This is a genomic window from Nocardia concava NBRC 100430, from assembly GCF_000308815.1.
GTDB classification, from domain to species: domain Bacteria; phylum Actinomycetota; class Actinomycetes; order Mycobacteriales; family Mycobacteriaceae; genus Nocardia; species Nocardia concava.
This window is the reverse complement of record NZ_BAFX01000064.1, coordinates 144,159-162,475: the sequence shown is the minus strand read 5'-3', so window position 1 is coordinate 162,475 and position 18,317 is coordinate 144,159. Positions and strand designations below refer to the sequence as shown.

At 68.6% G+C, this 18,317-nt stretch carries 19 protein-coding genes; 10 read left to right on the top strand and 9 right to left on the bottom strand.

Annotated features, from left to right (window positions below; translation table 11 throughout):
• Positions 1 to 141, bottom strand: a 141-nt coding sequence (locus ON43_RS43675; protein ID WP_281033314.1) for a sigma factor, incomplete at its 3' end; no start/stop codon positions are given.
• 82 nt (positions 142 to 223) lie between these two features.
• Between ON43_RS43675 and ON43_RS42460 the strand changes: the two genes are divergently transcribed.
• Positions 224 to 715 (top strand): nitroreductase/quinone reductase family protein, encoded by a 492-nt coding sequence (locus tag ON43_RS42460; RefSeq protein ID WP_051178371.1) that lies wholly within the window; start codon positions 224 to 226, stop codon positions 713 to 715.
• A 1-nt stretch (position 716) separates the two neighbouring features.
• Here ON43_RS42460 and ON43_RS13355 read toward each other — a convergent pair whose 3' ends face one another.
• A complete protein-coding gene (locus tag ON43_RS13355) occupies positions 717 to 1,451 on the bottom strand; it encodes an SDR family oxidoreductase (protein WP_218003252.1) in 735 nt (244 codons plus the stop codon).
• Between the two features lie 170 nt (positions 1,452 to 1,621).
• On the opposite strand from ON43_RS13355, the gene ON43_RS13350 reads away from it, so the two are divergent.
• From ON43_RS13350 to ON43_RS13325, 6 genes are all read left to right on the top strand, one after another.
• Positions 1,622 to 2,272 (top strand): TetR/AcrR family transcriptional regulator, encoded by a 651-nt coding sequence (locus ON43_RS13350; RefSeq protein ID WP_051178370.1) that lies wholly within the window; start codon positions 1,622 to 1,624, stop codon positions 2,270 to 2,272.
• Positions 2,269 to 3,207 (top strand): SDR family NAD(P)-dependent oxidoreductase, encoded by a 939-nt coding sequence (locus tag ON43_RS13345; protein WP_051178369.1) that lies wholly within the window; start codon positions 2,269 to 2,271, stop codon positions 3,205 to 3,207. Before ON43_RS13350 ends, ON43_RS13345 begins: the two co-directional genes overlap by 4 nt.
• On the top strand, positions 3,197 to 4,825 hold the full coding sequence (locus ON43_RS13340; RefSeq protein ID WP_040807323.1) for an AMP-binding protein: 1,629 nt from the start codon (positions 3,197 to 3,199) through the stop codon (positions 4,823 to 4,825). The genes ON43_RS13345 and ON43_RS13340 overlap by 11 nt, the downstream gene beginning before the upstream one ends.
• A 118-nt stretch (positions 4,826 to 4,943) precedes the next feature.
• On the top strand, positions 4,944 to 6,515 hold the full coding sequence (locus tag ON43_RS13335; protein ID WP_245568569.1) for an FAD-dependent monooxygenase: 1,572 nt from the start codon (positions 4,944 to 4,946) through the stop codon (positions 6,513 to 6,515).
• Between the two features lie 199 nt (positions 6,516 to 6,714).
• Positions 6,715 to 7,614: an alpha/beta fold hydrolase gene (locus ON43_RS13330; RefSeq protein ID WP_063712540.1), complete on the top strand. Its 900-nt coding sequence runs from the start codon at positions 6,715 to 6,717 to the stop codon at positions 7,612 to 7,614.
• Between the two features lie 2 nt (positions 7,615 to 7,616).
• Positions 7,617 to 8,744 carry a GlxA family transcriptional regulator gene (locus ON43_RS13325; RefSeq protein WP_245568568.1) on the top strand — a complete coding sequence of 376 codons (1,128 nt, stop codon included), beginning with the start codon at positions 7,617 to 7,619 and terminating at the stop codon, positions 8,742 to 8,744.
• On the opposite strand, the gene ON43_RS13320 is transcribed toward ON43_RS13325, so the two are convergent.
• From ON43_RS13320 to ON43_RS46175, 6 genes are all read right to left on the bottom strand, one after another.
• A complete protein-coding gene (locus tag ON43_RS13320) occupies positions 8,720 to 9,439 on the bottom strand; it encodes a helix-turn-helix domain-containing protein (protein ID WP_040807322.1) in 720 nt (239 codons plus the stop codon). The genes ON43_RS13325 and ON43_RS13320 overlap by 25 nt on opposite strands.
• A 301-nt stretch (positions 9,440 to 9,740) precedes the next feature.
• Positions 9,741 to 10,112 carry a DUF6188 family protein gene (locus ON43_RS13315; RefSeq protein WP_040807321.1) on the bottom strand — a complete coding sequence of 124 codons (372 nt, stop codon included), beginning with the start codon at positions 10,110 to 10,112 and terminating at the stop codon, positions 9,741 to 9,743.
• A 49-nt stretch (positions 10,113 to 10,161) separates the two neighbouring features.
• Entirely contained in the window at positions 10,162 to 11,613 is a 1,452-nt protein-coding gene (locus ON43_RS13310; RefSeq protein ID WP_040807319.1) for a GntP family permease, read from the bottom strand.
• 28 nt (positions 11,614 to 11,641) lie between these two features.
• Positions 11,642 to 12,280 (bottom strand): bifunctional 4-hydroxy-2-oxoglutarate aldolase/2-dehydro-3-deoxy-phosphogluconate aldolase, encoded by a 639-nt coding sequence (locus tag ON43_RS13305; protein WP_040807316.1) that lies wholly within the window; start codon positions 12,278 to 12,280, stop codon positions 11,642 to 11,644.
• The gene (locus tag ON43_RS13300; protein WP_040807314.1) at positions 12,277 to 13,893 is read right to left on the bottom strand and encodes an N-acyl-D-amino-acid deacylase family protein; all 1,617 of its coding nucleotides are present in this window, start codon (positions 13,891 to 13,893) and stop codon (positions 12,277 to 12,279) included. Before ON43_RS13300 ends, ON43_RS13305 begins: the two co-directional genes overlap by 4 nt.
• A 10-nt stretch (positions 13,894 to 13,903) precedes the next feature.
• Positions 13,904 to 15,529: a type III PLP-dependent enzyme domain-containing protein gene (locus ON43_RS46175; RefSeq protein WP_245568567.1), complete on the bottom strand. Its 1,626-nt coding sequence runs from the start codon at positions 15,527 to 15,529 to the stop codon at positions 13,904 to 13,906.
• A 124-nt stretch (positions 15,530 to 15,653) separates the two neighbouring features.
• On the opposite strand from ON43_RS46175, the gene ON43_RS13290 reads away from it, so the two are divergent.
• From ON43_RS13290 to ON43_RS13280, 3 genes are read left to right on the top strand one after another with little or no spacing between them, the layout of a single operon-like run.
• On the top strand, positions 15,654 to 16,688 hold the full coding sequence (locus ON43_RS13290; protein WP_245568566.1) for a sugar kinase: 1,035 nt from the start codon (positions 15,654 to 15,656) through the stop codon (positions 16,686 to 16,688).
• On the top strand, positions 16,685 to 17,443 hold the full coding sequence (locus ON43_RS13285) for an IclR family transcriptional regulator (RefSeq protein WP_040807313.1): 759 nt from the start codon (positions 16,685 to 16,687) through the stop codon (positions 17,441 to 17,443). The genes ON43_RS13290 and ON43_RS13285 overlap by 4 nt, the downstream gene beginning before the upstream one ends.
• Positions 17,444 to 17,469: 26 nt before the next feature.
• A complete protein-coding gene (locus ON43_RS13280; RefSeq protein ID WP_040807310.1) occupies positions 17,470 to 17,874 on the top strand; it encodes a RidA family protein in 405 nt (134 codons plus the stop codon).
• On the opposite strand, the gene ON43_RS13275 is transcribed toward ON43_RS13280, so the two are convergent.
• A complete protein-coding gene (locus tag ON43_RS13275) occupies positions 17,871 to 18,290 on the bottom strand; it encodes a hypothetical protein (RefSeq protein ID WP_040807309.1) in 420 nt (139 codons plus the stop codon). The two genes, ON43_RS13280 and ON43_RS13275, sit on opposite strands and share 4 nt — an antisense overlap.
• Positions 18,291 to 18,317: the final 27 nt, after the last annotated feature.

Here is an 18,317-nt window from a genome sequence, read left to right as displayed (position 1 = left end):
GCGGAGATAGCTGTCCTGCAACACATCCTCGGCATCGGCGGCGCTGCCCAGCATCTCGTAGGCGATGGTGAACAGCAGCGGCCGCAGCCGATCGAACGCGTCCACATCGCCCCTCGGACCGGAATCGGTGCCCACGGTCATGTCGGCAGCCTACCCATGACCGATACATCCACTCACTGGACGCGATGTAAAGTGAAACCCGCACCGACCGAAGGGGAAACCGATGTCCGGCACCAACTCCGGCCCACTGACCCTGGAGGGTCGTTTCAACCACTACTCCACCACCTACCTGGGTCCGGTCGCCCGCTTCTACGCCCGCCTGCACCGACGCCTCTACGAGCGCTTCGGCGGCACCCGCTTCGGCACCCTCTTCGGCGATCCGGTCCTCGAATTGATCGTGCCCGGCCGCAAATCCGGTGCGCCGCGCCCCGTCATGCTCATGCAGATCCGGTCCGGCGACGACCTGCTGATCTGCGGTTCCAATGGCGGCAACCCCGGCACCCCCAACTGGTGGAAGAACCTGGTCGCCGCCCCCGATCGGGCCGCCGTCCGCATCGGCCGAGAAACCTTCCCCGTCACGGTGCGGGTGGTCACCGACGAGGCCGAGTACGACTCCCATTGGCGCACACTCACGGCCGGGTACCGCCACTTCGACACCTACCGAGCGCTGAGTACCCGCCGCTTCCCGATCGCCGTCCTGAGCCGCGCGAACTGACTCACCAGGCGATCGGGCCCAGGCGATCGGTGAAGGTCCCGGTCGGCCCGTCGGCGGGAATGGTCGCGAGCCGCACGATCGCCTCCGCGCCCTCGGCGGCGGTCAGCTGGCCCATGTGGTTGTTCATATCGGTGGCGGCGAACTTGTGGTTGGCCACCTCGCCGGGAGTGATGGCGTTGAACTTGATGCCGGGCAGCGCCTGCGCGTAGCGGACGGTCAGCATGTTGAGCGCCGCCTTCGAGGATGTGTAGGCGAGTTCGTGCATCTGCGAGACCGCCTGGGTCGGGTCGGTGACGACCGCGAAAGAGCCCGCGGCACTGCTGACCATGACGACCCGGGGATTCTCCGCGGCCTGCAGCAGCGGCAGGAAGGCCTGGGTGACGCGGACCGGGCCGTAGACGTTGGTGTCGAAGACGGGGTGAATCTCCTCGACGGTGGCCTCGGCCGGGTTGACCGCGTGGCCGGGCGCACCGGCGTTGTTCACCAGGACATCGAGCCGGTCGGTGTGCTCGCGCACCAGCCGAACCGCTTGCGCCACAGAATCATCCGAAGTCACGTCCAAGGGAATCAGGATGGCCTTGATGCCCGCGGTGGCCAGCTTGTCAACGGCCGCCTGCCCGCGTTCCACATCCCGCGAGCCGAGGAAAACCGTCCAGCCGAGCTCGCCCAGCTGCCGCGCCGCCTCGTAGCCCAGCCCCTTGTTCGCGCCGGTGATGAGGACCGAAGTCTGTTCCATGTTCGTCATGCCCACAAGACGCCCGATCCCGAAATCCTGTGACGCGATGTGATCCAGTTCACGTGATGCCCTCCGTCGGGGCCGGAAATCAGTTCTTGAATCTCGTTCAAAAACCTGGCTATGCTGCCCTCGTGGCCAAAGTTGAACGAGATTCAAAAAGTGGCCCGCAGGTGAACCGGCGGGGTCGGCAGTCGCGGGCCGCGCTGGTGGAAGCCGGGCGGATCGCGTTCTCGGCCAAGCGGTACGAAGAAGTGTCGATCGCGGAGATCGCGGCGGCGGCCGGGGCGGCCGTCGGGTCGATCGGGTATCACTTCGGGGGGAAGCACGAGCTGTACCTGGCGGTGCACGAGGCCGTGCTGGAGGACTTCTGGGATCGGCTGCAGGCCTTGCGGGGTCCCGCGATGGAGCGGCTGACCCAGGGGTTCGACATCTATCTGGATTTCGTGCAGCAGCACGGGACCGCACTGATCATGACGCCGCGCGCGGGGGCCGACGAGCGGCTGCTCGCGCAGCACGAGCGGCACCGGGACCGGCTGGTCACCGCGCTGCTGACCGAAATCGTCTCCACCGGTGAGGGTTCCACCGTTCATATCGCGATAGACGGCTGGCTGGCGTTCGTGGAGGGCGCCACCGCGCGCTGGCTCACCGAGGCCGATCCCGATCGCGAACGTCTGCGGGCACTGGTGCTGGCGGCCGGATTCGCCACCATCCAAACGACTTTGGCACTCGACCCGTCGATCACCCTGACTTCCCGCGTTATCGCGGCCCTGCTGGACCTGAGCAATGCCGCTCGACCCGCACGAAAAGAGACCCCTCAGTGAACGAACCGCACCGACCCAACAATGCCCTGGCGGCGGGCCCGATCGGCCGGGCCGCGGCCTGGCTCATCGGCCCGCGCGGCATCTCCGACCCGAACCGGCTGCGCCGCGAGGTGGACGGCAAGATCGCCGTCGTGACCGGCGCTTCGCACGGCCTGGGCGCGGAGACCGCCCGACTGTTGGGCGCCGCCGGAGCCACCGTGGTGCTCGGCGCCCGGTCGATCGATCAGCTCGAGGAGATCGCGGCGGAGATCAAGGACGCGGGCGGGCAGGCGGTGGCGCTGCGCCTGGATCTGGGTGAGCCGGAATCGATTTCGGAGTTCGCCACCGAGATCCTGACCCGCTTCGGCCACGTGGACTATCTGATTCACAACGCGGGCAAGTCATTACGCCGCTCCATCCACCTGTCCTACGACCGGCCCAAGGATCTGACCGCCACCTCCTCGGCCAACTATCTCGGCCCGATTCGGCTCACCCTGGCGCTGCTGCCGAGCATGCGGGCGCGGCGCAGCGGTCACATCGTGAACGTCTCCACGGTCGGCGTGCTGTTCCCGACCGCACCGAAGTGGGGCTTCTACCTGTCGTCCAAGGCCGCCTTCGACGTCTGGATGCGGGCGGTGGGCATGGAGGCGCGGCCCGACGGGGTCACCCTCACCACCATCTACGCCGGTCTCATGCATACCCGCATGAGCGCGCCCAGCCGCTGGATGTCGGCACTGCCCGGACAGACGCCCGCCGAGGCGGCGACCAGCGTCGCGCGAGCACTGATCCGCAAGCCGCGCTTCATGATTCCCGCCTACGGGTACCTGACCGCAGTGCTGGTGCCGGTCCTGCGGGTGCCGCTGGAGATCGGGGCCACCGCTCTCTACAAGCGGCTCGGCGATACCGATGCGGCGCTGCGCGCGATCAACGGGAAGGGGACCGGCAATGCGGCCTAGCACCGTACTCGATTGGGGCACCGCCCTTTCCGCCGTCGCGACATCGGGCGCACTGCGGCCGATCGGCCCGGCCGCCGCCATGTCGATCGTGCGCGGTTACCGCGCCTACGGTCCGTCGCTCGGCTTGCTCATCGCCACCTCGGCGGCCCGGTATCCGGATCGGATCGCGCTGATCGACGAATCCGGCGCGGTCACCTATCGCGAGCTGTTGAGTCGTTCCGAAACCATTGCCGCATCGCTGCATTCGCTAGCGCCGGGTCTGCGCACCGTGGGTGTGCTGTGCCGCAATCACCGCGGTTTCGTCGAGGCGGTGATCGCGGGCAGCCGGCTCGGGTGCGAGCTGGTGTTCCTCAATACCGAGCTACCCGCCGCCCAGCTGGCCCGGATCCTGGAGCGGCACGCGCCGGATGTCCTGATCCATGACGACGAATATCTGGCGGCGGTCGCCGAGGCGGGCTATCCGGGTCTCCAGGTGCGCGGCTGGGTCGACTCTCCGATCGAGTCGGATATCCCCACCCTGGATCAGCTTGCGCGGCACCATCATCTGTCGCCACCGCCCGCCGGTCAGCCCGCGCAGATCACCTTGCTGACCTCGGGCACCTCCGGCATGGCCAAGGGCGTGGCCCGCCGGATCGGCCTGCGGCCCGCACTGGAGGCCGCCGCGTCGCTGGCCGCCGCGAGCCGCCTGAGCCATCGCGATATCGCGATCGTCGCGCCACCGTTCTTCCACGGCTTCGGCCTCGGCGCGCTGGCGGGCCAATTGGCCTTGGGCGCAACGGCCATCACGCGTCGCCGCTTCGATCCCGAACTGGCGCTGGCCGATATCGAACGCCATAAAGCGACGGTGTTCATCGGCGTCCCCATCATGATCCAGCGCCTGGCCGCCCTGCCCGCGGAGGTCCGCCGACGCTACGACCTCGGATCCTTGCGCCTGGCGTTGACCGGTGCCGCACCGATTTCCCCGAACACCATCGAGACATTCCTGCGCGACTACGGCCCGAGGTTGATCAACGGCTACGGCTCCACCGAGGCGGGCGTCGTGTCGATCGCCACACCCGCCGACCTCGAGCACTCCCCCAAGACCGTCGGCCGCCCCATTCTCGGTGTCTCCGTGCGCATTCTGCGCGCCGACCGCACCCCGGCCGCCGTGGGCGAGACCGGCACCATCTTCGTGCGCGGTGGCCTGGGCTTCAACGGTTACACCGCCGATCGCGGTGGTTCCGCGCCCACCAAGGAGATTCGCGACGGCTACGTGAATGTCGGCGATATGGGTCATCTGGACGCGCAGGGCCGTCTCTATATCGACGGCCGCGACGACGAGATGATCGTGTCCGGCGGCGAGAACATCTATCCCCGCGAGGTCGAGAACGCCCTGGCCGAGCACCCCGCGGTCAGCGATGTGATCGTGGTCGGCATCCCCGATCCCGAGTACGGGCAGGTCCTGCGCGCCTACCTGGTCACCAGCGATGATCCGGGCGACGAGGCCCTGCGAGTACACATCCGGGCTCGCCTCGAACGCTACAAGGTGCCCAAGCAATTCGTCCGCCTGCCCGAGCTCCCCCGCAATCCCAGCGGAAAGGTGCTGCGCCACAAGCTCGGCGAACAGGCCGCGTCCTGACCGGACTCGAATCCCTCCCTCTTCAACGTATATCGCACCCCCGCCCTTGCGGCAAGACCCCGGTAATGCTGCAGAATCGCCGACCGTAGCGAAAACCCACGGAAACGGAGTAGTGCGAGTGCGAAACAGCGATGCCGACGTGATCATCGTGGGTGCGGGCCCGACGGGTCTGATGCTGGCCGCGGAACTGCGGCTGGCGGGGGTGGTGCCGGTGGTGCTGGAGCGGTCGCCGCAATTGCGCACGGTCCCGAAGGCCAATGGGCTCAGCGGGCAGATTCTGCAATTGCTGGGTTATCGGGGGCTCACGGAGCGGCTTCAGGCCATCGGTTCCGACGCGGGCGCGCTCACGGCGCTGCCGTTCGGCGGAATGCATGTGGATTTCAGCCCGCTGGCCGATTCGCCCTTGAAGGCCATGCATCTGCCGCAGCCGAAACTCGAGCAGCTGCTCGACGATTGGGCGGGCGAGCTCGGCGCGGAGGTGCGGCGCGGGCACGAGGTGACCGGGATCGAGCAGCAGGACACCGCGGTCACCGTCGATGTCAGCGGACCGGACGGCGAATACCGGCTCACCGCAAGCTATCTGGTGGCTTGTGACGGCGCGCGCAGCCGCATCCGCGGCATGGCCGGAATCGATTTCCCGGGCACCACCTACCCGGAGGTGAACCGGCTGGGCCAGGTCAGCGTGCCCGATTCGGTGACCGTGCTGGACAACGGCGCCATCGAGATCGCCGGGCAGGGCGTCATCTCCCCCGGCTTCACCCGGACCGACCACGGCGTGTTCGCGATGGGGCCGGTCTCGCCCACCCGCACGGTGATGATTCAGGTCACCGAGGACACGAACGACGAGACCGACGACAACGAACCCATGTCGCTGGCCGAACTGCAGGACAGCATCCGTCGCGTCCTGGGCGTCGATCTGCCCCTGATCGATCCGATTCGCCTGTCGCGCTATCAGTTCCAGGCCCGCCAGGCCGAAAGGTACCGGGCCGGAAGGGTTCTGGTGGCCGGTGACGCCGCGCACGGGTTCCCCATGACCGGTGTCGGATTGACCGCGGGCATGCTCGACGCGGTCAACCTGGCCTGGAAGCTGGCCGCCGACCTGCAGGGCTGGGCCCCGGCCGGGCTGCTGGACAGCTACCACGACGAACGTCACTTCGCGGGCACCCGCATCATGATGCAGACCCAGGCCCAGGTGGCATTGCGGCGGTCCGACGACCCGGCGGCGCAGGCGCTGCGGGAGCTGTTCCAGGAAATGCTCCTCGACGAGCCCGCGCTGCACCGCCTGGCCGGGCTCATCGCGGGCACCGAACTCCGGCTGCCGCTGGCGAATCCCAACGGGCATCCGCTGACCGGCACCGTGGTTCCCGACCTGCCGCTGAAGGGCGATCGAGGGGAGGCGAGCGTCGCCGACCTGCTGCCCGCCGCCCGTCCCGTCCTGCTCGTCCTGGCCGATCGCCCGGACCTGCGTGCGGTCGCCGGGGACTGGGCCGGTCGTGTCGACGTGCGGACCGCCACCACTCCCGATCGCCCCGCCGACGCCCTCTTGATCCGGCCCGACGCCCACGTCGCCTGGGCCGCGACGGTCGGCGAGGCGTCGGACACGGCGGTGCCCGCGCTGCGCGACGCGCTCGCCACCTGGTTCGGCGCACCCGACCGCGCGGCCGCGGCGGTCGGCACGATCAGCGACTGACCGGATCGGCAGGGTCAGCGACTGACCGGATCGGCAGGGTCAGCGACTGACCTGTTCCGCACCGGTCAGCGACTGACCGGATCGGCCACACGACTGATCCGTCCGGCCCGAGCCCTCGGCCCGCTCCCCCTTCCGGCGTTCAATTTCGTCATGCCGCAAGACGCGGCAACGGAACGAAATCGCTTGGAAGGACCGGGAAATGACCGAGTTCGTAACGCTCGAGCACGGGCGGATCGCGTATGACGTGACCGGCGACGGACCCCTCGTGGTGCTGTCGCACGGCATGGGGACCTGGCGGCAGGAATACCGCCACCTGGTCGGTCCGCTTGCCGCCGCCGGGTACCGCGTGGTGAACACCGATATGCGCGGCCACGGCGAATCCAGCCTGGACTGGCCGTCGGTGACCGGCAAGGCGGCCATCAGCCGCACCGACGTGGCCCTCGATCTGCTCGGAGTCATCCGGCATTTCGGGGGCCCGGCGGTGATCGTCGGACATTCGCTGTCCGGTGGTTCGGCGACCATCGCGGCGGCCGAAGCCCCGGAATTGGTGTCGGCGATCGTGGAGATCGACCCGTTCACCATGACCATCCAGCCGGATCTCGGCGCGCTGTGGTCGGATCGCCGCCATCGCCGCGCGATGTTCGAACTGGTCGGCATGCAGTTGCTGAAGTCGCCCCGGCTGTGGTTCCGATACCTCGAGGGCGTGGCCTATCCGACCCGGCCCGCCGATCAGGACGACTACCTGACCGCCCTGCGAAACCAGTTGCGCGAGCCAGGGCGCTGGGCGGAATTCATGAAGACCGGCGCGACCTCCCCGGCCGATGCCGAGGCCCGCGTGGCCGAAGTCCGTTGTCCCGCACTGGTGATCATGGGCGCGGAGGATCCGGACTTCCCCAGCCCCGAGGCGGAAGCCCAGCGGATCGTGGCCGCCCTGCCGCCCGGCCTGGGCGAGTACGCCCTGGTCGAACAGGGCGGTCACTACCCGCACGCCCAGTTCGGCGAGCGGGTGGCCGCGCTCATGATCCCGTTCCTGGATCGTCACTGTGCCTCTCATGACAGCCACAGTGCCCCGAAAGCGGCCGGATCGATCAGCAATTGACCGTGACAGCCACGCGGTTGCACTGCGATGATGGCGGGGTGCCCGCGCCCCGCACCATTGTCTTCGTCGTCTTCCAAGGCATGCAGATCTCCGAGCTGGCCGGGCCACTGGATGTTTTCGCGCTCCTCAACAGCATTGTCGAGACGCCGTCGCACCGGCTGCCGCCGGAGCTGCGGGGGCACGCGATCACCGTCGACGGGCCGGCCTCGAACGGCGATTCCCCGGCGCTGCCCTACCGCCTCTTGACGGCCTCGCCGGGAGGTCGCCCGATCCACGCCGACGGCGGACTGACCCTCTCGGTGGCGCATTCACTGCGCGAGATCGCCGAGGGCGACGACTTCGACACCCTCATCGTCGTCGGCGGCGCCGTCACCGAGCCCGGCGCCGCCGAGGTGGTCCCGGAGTTGCCCGCCCTCGCCCGCAAGGCACGGCGGGTGACCTCGGTGTGCGCGGGCGCGCTGCTGCTGGCGGCCGCGGGACTGCTGGACGGCTATCGGGCCACCACCCACTGGGGCACGACCGACCTACTGGCCCAGAGCTTTCCGAGGGTGACCGTCGAACCGGATCGCATCTACGTCCGCGACCGCAATCGCTGGACCTCGGCGGGCATGTCCGCGGGCGTCGATCTGGCCCTCGCACTGGTCGAGGACGACCACGGGCGCGAAACGGCCGCGATGATCGCGCGGGTATACGTGGTCTTCACCCGGCGCCCCGGCGGGCAGGCCCAGTTCAGCGCCCAATTGCGCAGTCAGCCCGCGCGGACGCCCGCCATCCGCGCCGTACAGCAGTGGGTACCCGACCACCTCGACGAAGTTCTCGCGGTGGCCGTGCTGGCGCGGCGCGCGGGCATGAGCGAACGCAATTTCGCCCGCGCCTTCCGAGCCGAAACCGGCAGCACGCCAGCGGCTTTCATCGAGGACCTACGCCTGGAATCGGCCCGCCGGCTGCTGGAATCCACCGAGCTGACCATCGGCGCGATCGCCCGTCAGGTCGGCTACCGGCACGGCGAGACCCTGCACCGGGTGTTCACCCGCCGCCTGGGCACCACGCCCGAACGCTACCGGCAGCATTTCTCTACCGATGAGCACAGCGCCACCGGCGCGGCTCAATTGACGGGGACCAGGGAGTAGATCCACCAAGGCCGCTGCGGCAGTTCGAATTTGAAGACCTGGATGTGGTAGCTGATCAGCTCGCCGGTGTCGGGTGAGAGCACGCGGGTGACTCGGCGCTGGATAGCGTCGGCCGCGACTTCGGTGTTCCAGAAGCGATCCCACTCCGGGGCCGCGCTGCATCGCGCGATGATGGCCTGCACCTTCTCCGGCGAGTGAATGGCCGACGCCAGGTACCGGAAGCCGTACGCCATGAGATGCGCGTCGCTTTCCCAGTCGGCCATGACCTCGCGCGCCCGGGGATCGAGCATCATCCATTCGAGGATGACCGCACCGGGCTCGAGACCCGGAAACGCCTTCAGATAGGCGTCATTCGCGGCGACCAGGTCGACCGCGGGCATGGTCTGGTAGCACGCCGGATACGGCAGGCTCCGCAGGAAGTCGAGTTCGTACGGCTCGGGCGGGGTGATCTCGGTTCCGAAGCTGGCCAGTTCAGGCTGCAGCAAGGTGGCGGCGTGCTCGCGCACCTGCACCGGCACCTCCAGGGCGGTGAACAGCGCGCCGAGCGCGGTGGCGGTCGGCGGCCGGGTGCCCTGCTCGATCTTCTGGATCAACGCCTCGGAGACACCGGCTCGCTTGGACAGCTCCGCGCGGGTCAATCCGGCCACCTCCCGCCGCCCGCGCAAATAGTCCGCAATCTCCGAGAGCGCGGTCACCCATACCTCCAGCCGAAAAATTAAACCGAACAGATCCGCTAGCTAACCCGACGCAACGCCACTGGGACAAATTGGGACAGGGGTCCGCCTTGACCATCACCCCCTTGGATCGGGATGCTTTTTCCGCCGTGCGATGCGCCGCACGGCGACACCGGGTGTCCGCGAGGGGACGGCACGAACGCGGACCACAGGGCTGTCGCCGAGTGGTGGCGCGCTGCGTGCCGCGAGGTATCCGTCGTCGCGGCGGTGGGCCGACCTCATCGGGGTCCACCGGCCGCGACGCCAACGGTCCACGCGGCGTTCAGGATTCGGCCGACCACACCGCCAGTTCACCGCCGGGCATGCAGACCACGAGATAGCGCCCGGGCGCGGTCACGTTCCACGCCTCGAAATACGGGTCCGGCTCCACGACGAGCCGATGCCCGGAGTCCAGATCGATCCGCAACTCCCCGTCATCCGCCGCGACCGCGGCAATGATCACCCCGGTGAGGGCCGCCACCAGATCATCGGTGTGCGGCTCTCCCGGAATCCGGTGCAGGCTCTCCCCGGTCGGACTGTGCACCGCCAGCTCACCCTCGATATTGACCACATAGGGCCCGGCCGCGAGCGCGAGCTGATAAACGGTGGAACCGGTCGAAACGGCAAGAGTGGAACCGGCGATCGGTAGGTCCATGCGGATCTCCTATCCGAAGTGTCTGATTCCACTCTGCCCCAACGTCACCTCACGCGAGGATCGCGAAGAGCACCGCGGCCACCGCGAAGCTGACCACAGACAGGACTGTCTCGAGCACCGTCCAGGTCTGCAGTGTCTGTTTCACGGTCAGGTTGAAGAACTTCGCGATGATCCAGAAGCCGCCGTCGTTCACGTGGCTGAGGATGATCGAGCCGGCCGCGATGGCCATGGCGATGAGCGCCAGCGCCACCTGGGAGTACCCGTGGTCGGCCACCAGCGGGGCGACGATGCCGCCCGTGGTGACGATGGCCACCGTGGCCGAGCCCTGAGCGATGCGCAGGCCGCAGCTGATCACGTAGGCGAGCACGATCACCGGCAGTCCGGCCGCGGCCATGGTGTGGGCGAGGGCGGTGCCGATTCCGGTGGCGGAGATCACCTTTCCGAAGAACGCGCCCGCGCCGACCACCAGCAGCAGCATGCCGACCGGGCGCAGGGATTCCGCGGTGACCGCGCTGAGCTCCTGCACGGTGGAGCCGCGGCGGATGCCGAGCACGTAGAAGGCGAGCAGGACGGTGAGCAGCAGGGCGACGGCGGGGGTGCCGAGGAAGGTCAGGACCTGCAACGGCTTCGAACCCTTGATCAGCAGTTGGGTGCCGAAGGTCGCGCCGAGGATGAGGACCAGGGGCACGGCGATGATCGCGCCGATCAGGCCGACCGACGGCGGGCGCTTGACCAGCGTCGCGGTGGCGGTAGCCGGGTCGGCGGTGGCCGCGCCGGGGCCGTCGGTCACGCTGTCGGGTTCGCGCACCAGGAAGTCGGCGGGCACCTCGACGTGCACCCGCTTGCCGATCCAGCTGCCCCACACGATGCCCGCGGCGATGAATCCCGGTATGCCGCAGACGAATCCCATCACGATCAGCCAGCCGAGGCTCACCCCGAGCAGCCCGCCCAGCGAGACCGGGCCCGGGTGCGGCGGCAGGAACGCGTGCGTCATGGACAGACCGGCGAGCATCGGCATGGCGTAGAGCACCAGCGATCGGCCACCGCGCTTGGCGGCCACGTAGACCAGCGGAGCGAGCACGAAGATGCCGATATCGAAGAACACCGGGATGCCGAAGATGAGGCCCAGCAGGCCCATCGCCACCGGGGCGCCCTTCTCGCCGAACAGGCTCAGCAACTTCTGGGTCAGAACGTCTGCGCCGCCGGACCTTTCCAGGATCGCGCCGAGCACGGTGCCCAGGCCGATGATCACGGCGATATGGCCCAGGATCGAGCCGAATCCGGTCTCCAGCAGGGAATCACCGGATTTCAATGCGGTGCCGACGATCTGGGACACCGGCAGTCCGGCGGCCAGGGCCAGGCCGAGGCCGGTGAGCAGCAGGGCGATGAACGGTTCCAGCTTGAACCGGATGATCGCGATCAGCAGTACGGCGATCGCCGCACCGCAGAGCAGCAGCAGTCCCGGCGTGCTGGTACGCAGCCAGTCCACGGTGGTGCTCATGGGATACCTCTCAGTTCACATCTTCGAATCAGCGCAAGGCTCGAACGAATGCGGCCGCGCGCGAGGCGATTTCGGCCCATTCGCCCGCCGCCACGGCGGCGGGTGGTACGACATCGGTTCCGGCGGTGACCGCGACCGCCCCGTGGGCGAGGAAGTCGGCGGCATTGCCCGCATTGACCCCGCCGGAGGGGATCAGGCGGACGTTCGGGAAGGGACCGCGCAGGTCCTTCAGATAGCCCGGGCCCAGCGCCCGGGCGGGGAAGATCTTGATGGCGGCCGCGCCCAGGTCCATGGCCCGCATCACCTCGGAGGGGGTGAAGGCGCCCATGACGACCGGAATATCGTGGCGCGCGGCCACTTCGGCGACCGGCTCGGTGATGCCGGGCGTCACCAGGAACCGCGCCCCGGCGTCGATGGCGGCCTCGGCCTGCCACGCGCTGAGCACGGTGCCCGCGCCGACCACCGCACGACCGGTCTCGGAGATCGTGCGCAGGCAGTCCAGGACGCCCGGAGTGGTGAAAGTCAGTTCCACCGCCCGGATTCCGGATCCGGCCAGGGCGTCGGCGAGGGCCACGGGATCCGGGATCACCGGTGCGCGAACGACGGTCAGCGCCCGGTCGGACAGGATCGCGTCCATGGCGGCCGTTCGGCTCTCGAGCGCGGTCATCGGGTCTCCTTTCGGGTGGCATCCAGGCGCAGGGCGCGGCCGGCGCGGATTCCGGTGGGTTTGCCCGCGTCCAGGGCGAATTCGCCGTTGACGAGGACGTAGGGGATGCCGTGGGCCTGTTGTTTGGGGTCCTCGAAGGTGGCCCGGTCGATGACCGTGGCGGGGTCGAAGAGGACCAGGTCGGCGGCGTAGCCCTCGCGGACGAGTCCGCGGTCGCGCAGTCGAAGGCGTTGCGCGGGACGGCCGGTGAGGTGGTGGACGCAGTCCTCGAGGGCGAGGACGCCGAGTTCGCGGGTGTAGTGGCCGAGGTAGCGCGGGAAGGTGCCCCAGGCGCGGGGGTGCGGGCGGTCGCCGACCAGCAGGGCGTCGCTGCCGCCCATATGACGACCGTGGCGCATGATGGCGCGCACGTTCTCCTCGTGGCCGACGTGCTGAAGGATGGTGGTGGCCAGCTGATCTCGGGTCAGCAGGTCGAAGAAGACCTCGACGGGCTCGCGGGACCGGTCGGCGGCGATGTCGGCGACCGTGCGGCCGACGAACTCGCTCAGCTCCCGGTTGGCGACGCCGCTGATCTGGATGGTCTCCCATTCGACGGTCACGCCGTGGCATCCGTCGGAGCCATTGACGTTGACGTCCTGGATGATTCGCGCTCGCGCCTCGGGGTCGGCGATCCTCGCCAGCGCGGCATCCGGACCACCGGACATGGCCCAGCTCGGCAGCAGCGCCGAGAGCGTGGTGGAGCCGGGCAGATACGGGTAGGTGTCGAGGCTGATATCGCAGCCGTCGGCCAACGCGGCGTCGATCATGGCGAGGAATTCCGGTGCGCGGCCGCGGTTCTCGCCGAAGTTCATGGTGGCGTGGGTGAGGTGCAGGGCGCAGCCGGTGCGGCGGGAGAGCTCGATCATCTCGGCGTAGGCGTCCAGCGCCCCGGCTCCGTAGGAGCGGGTGTGCGGGGCGTAGAAGCCGCCGAACTCGGCGACCACCTCACACAGCGCCGCGAGTTCCGAAGTGTCGGCGTACATTCCGGGCGTATACGTGAGCCCGCTGGACATGCCGGCCGCGCCCTCGCTCAGGGCCTGCCGCAGGAGCGCGCGCATGCGCTCGATCTCCGCCGCGGTGGCGGCGCGCTTCTCGCTGCCCACCACCATCAGCCGCAGGGTGCCCTGCGGCACGAGATAGGCGGCGTTCGGCGTGATCCCCGCCGTATCCAGCCGGTCCAGGTACTCCGCCACCGTCCGCGACGCGAAGTCGAGATCGGGGGGATTGCCGTTCCAGCCCGCGATCTGGCGGCGCACGACGGCCAACGTGGCGTCGTCGATGGGCGCGTAGGACAGCCCGTCCTGTCCGATCACCTCGGTGGTGATCCCCTGGCTCAGCTTGGGGAAATGCCCGGGATCGGTGAGCAGATGCAGATCGGAATGCGCGTGCATATCGATGAATCCCGGTGCCAGCACCAGATTCTCGCCCTCGTCGAGAATCCGATCGGCCCCGGCGACGGTGCCGGGCGCGGCGATCTCGGCAATGCGCCCGCCCTCGATCACCACATCGGCCCGGTACCGCTCCTCACCCGTGCCGTCGATGACATCGATATCGCGAATCAACAACTCAGCCATGACATCCCACTCAGAAATAGGTGGGCAGGAAATCAACGATCCGGGGCCGCTCGGCCTCCGCATCATCGATCACCGGAATGAGCCGCCACTTGTCGAACGCGGTACACGGATGTGAAAGCCCCAGCCGCACCACACTTCCCACCGGAACGTCGGCCTCCGACCCACCCGGCAGCCGCAGAAATGTGTGCTGATCATTCAACGCCGAGACATGCGCCCCATCCGGCAACGGTTTGCTTGCCGGTCCCGCAACCAGCTGCGGGACCGGCAACCCCTCATCGAACGGAAAATCCCGCTTACCCGCATCGAGCAGCGCGAGTTCCGCTTCCGGGCGGGACACACTGCGCGCCCAACCGTGCATGGCCGACCGCAACGGACGCTCCGCGTGCCCGGCGGCCAACGGCGAAATCCCGGAATAGAAGCCGTCATCGTGCACCAGATAAGCCCCGGACCGCAACACCACCGCCGTCGGAACCCCGTGCGCGCCAGCCTCATCGGCCAGCCCGCCCAGCCGCTCGACCACGAGGTCCGGATACGCACTACCCCCGGCGGTCACGATCGTGGCACGGCCCTCGCGATGAGGACTTGCCTGGCCTGCTGTCCGAGAAGCGCTCCGACCGCCCGCTCCGACCGCAGCCTCACGCAACCCGCCGGTGCCCGATGCCCCGCGCTCCCCCGACATACTTTCACGCAACCCGGCAGCCACAGACCCACCCGTCATCCCGGCGTGCTTTTGGCCGGGATCCACAGCGGCCGAGTGGATTCCGGCCAAAGACGCGCCGGAATGACGGGGAGACGTGTCGTCCGCACGCGCCGCTGGCTGTTCGAGGAACTCGTCGTATCGTCCGGCGGCCGCGAGTTCCTGGTGCAGAATCGCGACCTGGTCGAGGTAATGACGTACGGCGGCAAGTGCTTCCGGGGTGCGGTCGTGGGCGAGTGCGCCCTCATAACCGCCGACACCTGCCAGGCGCAGTCGGGGCGACTTGTCGACGGCGTCGGCGACCTCGTGGGCGGCGGCCAGGCCGCGGGCGCCCGTACGGCCGTGCGGGCCACCGAGTTCCACGATGACGTTGAGTTTCACGCCGTCCGGGGCGGACTCGAGGTGGCGTTCCATTTCCCGCACCGAGGCGACGCCGTCGACCCAGCTGTAGAGCTCGAAGTTCGGGTCGCGGGCGATTTCGGCTGCGACCCAGCGCAATGCGGTCGGATCCAGCAGGGCGTTCGCCAGCAGGATGCGGTTCAGGCCGAGGGAGCGGCCGACCTGGACCTGCCAGCCGGTGGCAAGGGTGATGGCCCAGGAACCGGCGTCCAGCTGCTCTTTCCAGAGCTGCGGGGACATCGTGGTTTTGCCGTGGGGTGCCAGGCGGACACCGGCGGCGCTGGCCCACTCGGCCATGACGGCGCGATTGGTGTCGAGCGCGGCGCGGTCCATGGTCAGCACCGGGGTCTGTAGGTCGTCCAGATGCGGAGCCGTGGCCAGGTATTCGCGCACGGTCAGCCCCCAGGCGGCGGGTGGCAGCGATTTGTGCTGCGGGCCCAGGACCAAGTCCGGAACCGCCCCGACGGTGTCGGCGAGACCGGTGCCCTGTGGGGCTGCGACGGTCTCACCGGGGGCTGCGACGGCGTTGTCGGCGGCCAAGACGCTCCTTCCGATCAATAGCAACAATGCATTGCATAATTTGCAACGCTTGTTGCACATCGTGTTTCTGGTGGTTAGTCTGCACGTAATGTCCGAAAGCCGCAACCATTCGAAGGAGATTGGTGTGATCCAGCCGACCGCCCGGGCTGTCACCGTCGGCGAGGGCCTCGCGGTGCTCATCGCGGCACCGGGGCCGCTCGAGGATTCCCCCGTGTTCGAGCGCGGCGCGGGCGGGGCCGAGGCGAATGTCGCGTGCGTGCTGAGTCAGCTGGGCATACCGACCGGATGGATGTCGCGGGTCGGGGACGACGGCTTCGGACGGTATCTGGTCCGGCACCTGGCCGAGCGCGGCGTGGACACCGCGGCCGTCACGGTCGACTCGACGCGGCCGACGGCGGTCTACGTGAAGGAGCGCGGCAGCGGCTCGGGCCGGGCGACGGATCTGCCCGCCGGTTCCAGCCGAATGCTGTACTACCGCACCGGTTCCGCCGCGAGCGCGCTGTCACCGGCGGATATGGACTCCGCGAACCCGCTGCTCGAGCAGGCCGAGCTCATCCACTTCACCGGCATCACCACGGCACTCTCCCCCTCGGCGACCGAGCTCACCGACGCGCTGCTCGCGCTCCCCCGGCGCGGCCGCCTGATCAGCTTCGATCTCAACTACCGGCCCGCACTCTGGGCCCGCCGCACCGAATCCCCCGCCGACATCTTGGCCCGTCACATCGGCGGCAGTGATGTCGTGTTCCTAGGTGCGGACGAGGCCGAAGAGGTCTTCGGTATCGGCGACGCCGACCGCCTGCGCGCCGCATTCCCGCAGCCCCGGCACCTGATCGTCAAGAACGACAAGCATTCGGTGACAGGCTTTTTCGGTGCGGACCGGCTCGAAGTCCCGGCCCTGACGCTGGAGGTCACCGAACGCATCGGCGCCGGAGACGCTTTCGCCGGCGGCTACCTCGCGGCGCTGCTACAGGGCCGCCCGCACGAGCAACTGCTGCGCTTCGGCCACCTCTGCGCCGCCGCCGCGCTCACCGGCACCGGCGATATCGCCGACCTGCCCCCGCTCTCGGCGCTCGAATCCCTGGCCGCGGCCTCCGAATCCGATTGGGCCGCCATCCATTACCGCCCGGCCCTGCTCATCCCCGAGAATGTGGCGTCATGAGCCAGAGTCTCCAGCGCGCCCTCACCCTGCTCGTCGAACTCGGCGAGGAGCCGAAGTCCCTGGACCAGTTGGCGACTCGACTCGGCGTGCACAAGTCCACCGTGCTGCGCCTGCTGCAGACCATGGAGGCGGACCGCTTCGTCACCCACGACAATGAGCACCGATACCGGCTCGGCACCAGGCTTTTCGAGCTGGCCAACCGGTCGCTGGAGGGCCGGGACGTGCGCACGGTGGCGCGGCCGCATCTGGCGGCGCTGAACGCCGACACCGGGCAGACCGTGCACCTGGCCACCTACGAATCCGGCGAGGCGGTCTACATCGACAAGCTCGACGCCACCCACAGCGTGCGCATGTACTCGCGCATCGGCCGCCCGGCCGCGCTGCACTGCACGGCGGTGGGCAAGGTGCTGGTGTCCGCGCTGCCCCGGTCGCAGTGGGCGGCCATCGCGAACGGTCTCGACTACCGCGCCTACACCGACCGCACCATCCGCACCCCCGAGCAGTACCTCGCCGAACTCGAACTCGTTGCGGCCCAAGGCTTCGCCGAGGACCACGAGGAGCACGAGAGCTTCATCAACTGCGTGGCCGTCCCGATCCACGACGGCACCGGCGCAACCGTCGCCGCGCTGTCGGTGTCGGTGCCGGACATGCTGCTCGATCACGACCAGGTCCTCGGCCTGCTGCCGCGCGTGCGCGACACCGCCGAGGCCATCTCCACCGAGCTCGGCTGGAGTCCGAGCCTCGACCACAAATGAACGCCCCGACCAGTGAAAGGCCGACCATGAGCCAGAAGATCGCCATCCGCACCGACAATGCCCCGGCCCCCGCCCACACCTTCTCCCAGGGCGTGCGCAAGGGCCCGTTCCTCCAGGTCTCCGGCCAGGGCCCCGTCGACCCGGCCACCAGCGAGTACCTGTACCCGGGAGACGTTGCGGCCCAGACGATCCGGACCCTGGAGAATGTGAAGGCGATCGTCGAGGCGGGCGGCGCGAGCTTCGACGACGTGGTGATGCTGCGCGTCTACCTCACCAAGCGCGAGGACTTCGCCATCATGAACGAGGCATACGGGAAGTTCGTCAACGAGCACACCACCAGTGACGTACTCCCCAGCCGCACAACCGTTTTCACGGGCTTGCCCCGTGAGGAGATGCTGGTCGAGATCGACGGCATCGCCATCGTCGATTAGTCGACCCCGATGTGCTGGTGATCGGTGCGGATCCGGCCGTCCTCGTTCAGAGCCAGGACATCCATTCCGCCGCCGACCACGGTGCCGTCGTCGGTCACCATCGACCAGGTGAAGGCGATGACGTTCTTCAGCAGCGGCTTCGCCTCCCCGCGCTGCACGAAGCGGTGGCCGGTCGCGATGAACATTTCGTAGGCCCGATCCACCCGCCGCTCCAGCGCGTGATGCCCGCGCACCTCGAGCACCGGAATCGGGAAGTTCAAGTTAGTAGCGGCGTTTCGCAGATCCTCCGGCGGATCGACGAGGATCTGCGCCCCGTCCTCGGCCCACAGTTCGTGAATCAGCTTGTGGCGCAAGGCCGGATCGGATTCATTCCACTGGGCCAGGTAGCGGTCGGCGAGTTCGTTGATGTTCGTCATGGCACCGAGTCTGCTCGGACTCGGTGC

Excerpts from the sequence above, each read along its gene's own strand:
- ON43_RS42460 (WP_051178371.1), top strand. The coding sequence starts at position 224 with ATGTCCGGCACCAACTCCGGCCCACTGACCCTGGAGGGTCGTTTCAAC.
- ON43_RS13355 (WP_218003252.1), bottom strand. The coding sequence starts at position 1,451 with ATGGAACAGACTTCGGTCCTCATCACCGGCGCGAACAAGGGGCTGGGC.
- ON43_RS13340 (WP_040807323.1), top strand. The coding sequence starts at position 3,197 with ATGCGGCCTAGCACCGTACTCGATTGGGGCACCGCCCTTTCCGCCGTC.
- ON43_RS13330 (WP_063712540.1), top strand. The coding sequence starts at position 6,715 with ATGACCGAGTTCGTAACGCTCGAGCACGGGCGGATCGCGTATGACGTG.
- ON43_RS13315 (WP_040807321.1), bottom strand. The coding sequence starts at position 10,112 with ATGGACCTACCGATCGCCGGTTCCACTCTTGCCGTTTCGACCGGTTCC.
- ON43_RS13310 (WP_040807319.1), bottom strand. The coding sequence starts at position 11,613 with ATGAGCACCACCGTGGACTGGCTGCGTACCAGCACGCCGGGACTGCTG.
- ON43_RS13305 (WP_040807316.1), bottom strand. The coding sequence starts at position 12,280 with ATGACCGCGCTCGAGAGCCGAACGGCCGCCATGGACGCGATCCTGTCC.
- ON43_RS13300 (WP_040807314.1), bottom strand. The coding sequence starts at position 13,893 with ATGGCTGAGTTGTTGATTCGCGATATCGATGTCATCGACGGCACGGGT.
- ON43_RS13285 (WP_040807313.1), top strand. The coding sequence starts at position 16,685 with ATGAGCCAGAGTCTCCAGCGCGCCCTCACCCTGCTCGTCGAACTCGGC.
- ON43_RS13280 (WP_040807310.1), top strand. The coding sequence starts at position 17,470 with ATGAGCCAGAAGATCGCCATCCGCACCGACAATGCCCCGGCCCCCGCC.
- ON43_RS13275 (WP_040807309.1), bottom strand. The coding sequence starts at position 18,290 with ATGACGAACATCAACGAACTCGCCGACCGCTACCTGGCCCAGTGGAAT.